The organism is Nonomuraea longicatena (assembly GCF_039525605.1).
Classification (GTDB): Bacteria; Actinomycetota; Actinomycetes; order Streptosporangiales; family Streptosporangiaceae; genus Nonomuraea; species Nonomuraea longicatena.
Genome location: NZ_BAAAHQ010000029.1, coordinates 1 through 4,081, shown reverse-complemented (window position 1 = coordinate 4,081; position 4,081 = coordinate 1). Strand labels below are relative to the sequence as shown.

Genomic DNA, 4,081 nt, shown 5'->3' with positions numbered 1-4,081 from the left:
CCCGATCTCTGATCGCCTACGACCACTGACCCAACTTAGGACTTACTCATCTAGGGGCAGGGCCCGCCCGGATCGCTCGGCGGGAGTAGGACCACGGTCCTAGGCGAGGTGCCCGCGAACGGTTCTCCAGCAGGACGAAACCTGCCGCCTGGCCAGCGATGCTCTAGAACATGACCGCGATACGGGCAACGAACCTCACCAAACGATACGGGCAGACGGCCGCCGTCTCAGACCTCACGTTCACCGTCCGGCCCGGCCAGGTGACCGGCTTCCTCGGGCCCAACGGCGCGGGCAAGTCCACCACCATGCGCATGATCCTCGGGCTCGACCGCCCCTCCGGCGGCTCGGTCGTCATCGACGAGGTGCCGTACGCCCAGTTGAAGCACCCGCTGCGCAAGGTCGGCGCGCTCCTCGACGCCAAGGCCGTCCACGGCGGGCGCAGCGCCCGCAACCACCTGCTGGCCATCGCGCAGAGCAACGCGCTGCCCGCCTCCCGCGTGGAGGAGGTGCTGGAGCTCGTCGGGCTCAGCGCGGTCGCCAAGCGGCGCATCGGCGGCTTCTCGCTCGGCATGTCGCAGCGGCTCGGCATCGCGGCCGCGCTGCTGGGCGACCCGGAGATCCTGCTGTTCGACGAGCCGGTCAACGGGCTCGACCCCGACGGCATCCTGTGGATCAGGACGTTCATGCGCAAACTCGCCGCCGACGGGCGCACCGTGTTCGTCTCCAGCCACCTGATGAGCGAGATGGCGCAGACCGCCGACCACCTCATCGTGATCGGCAAGGGCAAGCTGATCGCCGACACCAGCGTCTCGGACTTCATCGGGCAGAGCTCCCAGGGCTACGTCAAGGTGCGCTCGCCGCGCCTGGCCGAGGTCGCCGACCTGCTCAGGGGCGGCGAACTCCACCACGACCACCTGCGGATCACCGGCGTCCAGCCGATCGAGATCGGCACCGCCACCGCCAGGGCCGGGATCCCGCTCGAAGAGCTGACCTTCGTCCAGCCGACGCTGGAGGCCGCGTACATGGAGCTCACCAAGGACAGTCTGGAGTACACGTCATGATCGCCGTATTCGCCTCCGAGTGGACCAAGATGCGCTCGGTCCGCTCGACGGTGATGACCATCGTCATCGCCGCGCTGATGATGATCGGCCTGGGGGTGCTGTTCGCCGCGGTGATCGTCGGCCAGGACCAGCCGATTCCGCCGCCGCTGGAGGGCACCGAGTTCAGCATGTCGGGCACCACGCTCGCCTCGCTGGCCATGGCGACGCTCGGCGTGCTGGTGATCTCCAGCGAGTACCGTACGGGAGCGATCCGCGTCTCCCTGCTGTCCGTGCCGCAGCGGATGCGGCTGCTGAGCGGCAAGATCGTGGTGTTCACCACGGTGGCGCTCGTGGCGTCGGCGGTGACCACGCTGGTGACCTTCTTCGCCTCGCAGGCCATCCTGGGCAGCGCGACGCTGGGCGACGACGGGGTGCCGCAGGTGCTGCTGGGCACGACGCTGTACCTCACGGCCTCCGGGCTGTTCGGGCTGGCGCTGGGCGCCCTCGTACGGCACACGCCGGGGGCGATCGTGGCGGCGATCTCGATGATCAACGTGGTCCCGACGCTGGTCCGGATGCTGCCGGGCGAGTGGGGGAAGACGGTCGGCAACCACTTCACGACGAACGCCGGGATGGAGATCGTCCGCGACAGTCCCGCGAACCCGCTGGGCGCGTGGGGCGGCTTCGCGGTGTACCTGGTGTGGATCGCCGTCACGATGGTCGTCGCCGCCGTCCTCCTCGACCGCCGCGACGCGTGAGCTATCCGGCGGCGAGATCCCGGCCTCGGTCGCGGGCGGCCTCGATGGCGGCGAGGAAGGCGGCGCGCACGCTGTGGCGCTCCAGCTCCGCGATGGCCGCGATCGTCGTCCCGCCCGGTGAGGTCACCGCCTCGCGCAGGATCACCGGGTGCTCGCCCGAGTCGCGCAGCATCACGGCCGCGCCCACGATCGACTGCGTGACCATGTCCAGGGCCGCCGCACGCGGCATCCCCAGCAGAATGCCCGCGTCCACCATCGCCTCGACCAGGTAGAAGAAGTACGCGGGCCCGCTGCCCGACAGCGCCGTGGCCGCGTCCTGCTGCGACTCGGGGATCCGCAGCACCTTGCCCACCGGCTGCAGCAGCGCCTCGGTCAGCCGCAGGTGCTCCTCGCCCGCGTGCGCCCCCGCCGAGATGACGCTCATCGCCTCGTCGAAGCGGATCGGCGTGTTCGACATGACCCGCACGACCGGCACGGCGTCGCCGAGCCGCTGCTCGACGAAGGCGGTCGTGATGCCCGCCGCCGCCGTGATGACCAGCCGGTCGGCGGGGACGTACGGGGCGATCTCCCCCAGCAACGTGGCCATGTCCTGCGGTTTGACGGCGAGGATCAGCGTGTCGGCGCTCTTGGCCGCCTCGGCGTTGGACACCGTCTGCACGCCGTACGTCTCGCGAAGCGACTGGGCGCGCTCGGGCCTGCGGGCGGTGGCCATGATGTCGCCCGGCTTGAAGCCGGCGCGCAGCAGGCCGGACAGCAGCGCCTCGCCCATCTTGCCGGTGCCCAGGATCGCGATCATTTCTGCCCCTCGCAATACAGCCTAGTCGGTGTGGCAGCCGAGCCTACGGCAGCGGCGATCCGGTGAAGGCGAGGCGCCGGACGAGATAGGGGTACCAGTCGGTGCCGTGGGGCACGTACACGCGCAACTGGGCGCCGAGCGTCGCCAGCCGCTCCTGCTCGCCGGGCCGTACGCCGTAGTACATCTGGTACTCGAAGGCGGCCGCGTCGCGGCCGTTGAGCACGGCGAGGGCGGAGGCGATCTCGACCAGGCGCGGGTCGTGGGTGGCCACCATCGGGTAGCCGGTGCCCGCCATGAGGATCTTCAGGCAGCGCACGAACGAGCGATCGACCTCCTTCCGCGTCGTGAACGCGCCCGGGGCGGTGTGGGCGCCCTTGCACAGGCGGACGCGGGCGCCGTCGAGGCGCAGGCACCGCTCCTCCGCGTCGCGGAGATGCGCTTGTACGGCCACGCCCACGTCGGCGTGCTCCTTGCGCAGCGTGGCGTGGACGGAGTGCAGCCCGGCGACCGTGTCGTGCTCCTCCGCGTCGAGCGTGATCGTGAGCCCTCGGCCGGCCGCCGCCTCACAGAGGGAGGCGGCGTTGTCGAGCGCCAGTTGCTCGGACATCCGCAGGCCGAGCACGGTGAGCCTGACCGACACGTCGGAGCCCTCCGGCAGCCGGTCGAGCAGCGCGAGGTAGCCGCGCACGGCACCCTCTGCCTGCGCCCGGTCGAGCACCTCCGGCCCGAGCCGGCCGACGGTGACCCGCAGCCCGCGATCGGAGAGGTCGGCGACGGCCGCCGCGACGTCCTCGGCGACGTACCTGCCGGCCAGTTTCCTGACCGTCGGGATGGTGGAGAGCGCGCGCTCGACGCGGTCGCTCTTGGCGGCGGCTAGCAGGACCTGACGAAGCACACCCATCACCCTACTTTCCGCGCGGTGGCCGCCGTCGGATGTGGCGGCTGAACCCGGGTGCGGTCCCATCCGTCGTAAGGGGTATGCGGACATTCCTCCTTGCTGGAAGCCTGGCTCTGGTCGCGGGTTGCGGTACGGCCGCGACGACCGCGCAGCCCTCGGGGGCCGTGGCCCCTCCCGCCTCGGCACCCGTCGTCTCCGTGAGCACGGACCGGGTCGGGACGGCTCCGCCCAGCGCGGGGCCCAAGCAGGTCAAACCGGTCGGCGGTACGGTCAACCCGCGCAAGGTGGCCTGGATCTCGGCCAAGCCGGTCGACCGTGGCAGGAAGGTCAAGCTGGTCTGGTGGTCCGGTGTGGAGCCGTGCACGGTGCTCGACCGGGTGCAGGTGCGCCAGACGCGCTCGAAGGTCACGATCACCCTGTTCGAGGGCACCCCGGCGAAGGCGAAGAACACGGCCTGCATCGCGATCGCCGTGCAGAAGACGACCACGGTACGGCTCAAGGCCCCGGTGGGCAGGCGCACGCTCGTGGACGGCGCCAAGAGCTGACAGAGATGATGGAGGCGAGCACCTCCCGAGGGGGTCTGACCCTA

At 70.7% G+C, this 4,081-nt stretch carries 5 protein-coding genes; 3 read left to right on the top strand and 2 right to left on the bottom strand.

All coding sequences use genetic code 11. The features are described from left to right. The first annotated feature begins 170 nt into the window (after window positions 1-170). Window positions 171-1,061: an ATP-binding cassette domain-containing protein gene (locus ABD120_RS26180; protein ID WP_343952726.1), complete on the top strand. Its 891-nt coding sequence runs from the start codon at window positions 171-173 to the stop codon at window positions 1,059-1,061. Then, complete coding sequence (locus ABD120_RS26175; protein WP_343952725.1) at window positions 1,058-1,798, top strand: ABC transporter permease; 741 nt, start codon at window positions 1,058-1,060, stop codon at window positions 1,796-1,798. The genes ABD120_RS26180 and ABD120_RS26175 overlap by 4 nt, the downstream gene beginning before the upstream one ends. Before the next feature lies 1 nt (window position 1,799). Here ABD120_RS26175 and proC read toward each other — a convergent pair whose 3' ends face one another. After that, complete coding sequence (gene proC / locus ABD120_RS26170; protein ID WP_343952724.1) at window positions 1,800-2,594, bottom strand: pyrroline-5-carboxylate reductase; 795 nt, start codon at window positions 2,592-2,594, stop codon at window positions 1,800-1,802. Between the two features lie 43 nt (window positions 2,595-2,637). Then, complete coding sequence (locus ABD120_RS26165) at window positions 2,638-3,495, bottom strand: proline dehydrogenase family protein (RefSeq protein WP_343952722.1); 858 nt, start codon at window positions 3,493-3,495, stop codon at window positions 2,638-2,640. Between the two features lie 77 nt (window positions 3,496-3,572). Here ABD120_RS26165 and ABD120_RS26160 point away from each other — a divergent pair, with 77 nt between their 5' ends. Next, a complete protein-coding gene (locus ABD120_RS26160) occupies window positions 3,573-4,037 on the top strand; it encodes a hypothetical protein (protein WP_343952721.1) in 465 nt (154 codons plus the stop codon). The last annotated feature ends 44 nt before the right edge of the window (window positions 4,038-4,081 follow it).

Bases quoted from the DNA above. Each gene is read 5' to 3' on its own strand.
- ABD120_RS26180 (WP_343952726.1), top strand. From the start codon at position 171: ATGACCGCGATACGGGCAACGAACCTCACCAAACGATACGGGCAGACG.
- ABD120_RS26175 (WP_343952725.1), top strand. From the start codon at position 1,058: ATGATCGCCGTATTCGCCTCCGAGTGGACCAAGATGCGCTCGGTCCGC.
- proC (WP_343952724.1), bottom strand. From the start codon at position 2,594: ATGATCGCGATCCTGGGCACCGGCAAGATGGGCGAGGCGCTGCTGTCC.
- ABD120_RS26165 (WP_343952722.1), bottom strand. From the start codon at position 3,495: ATGGGTGTGCTTCGTCAGGTCCTGCTAGCCGCCGCCAAGAGCGACCGC.
- ABD120_RS26160 (WP_343952721.1), top strand. From the start codon at position 3,573: ATGCGGACATTCCTCCTTGCTGGAAGCCTGGCTCTGGTCGCGGGTTGC.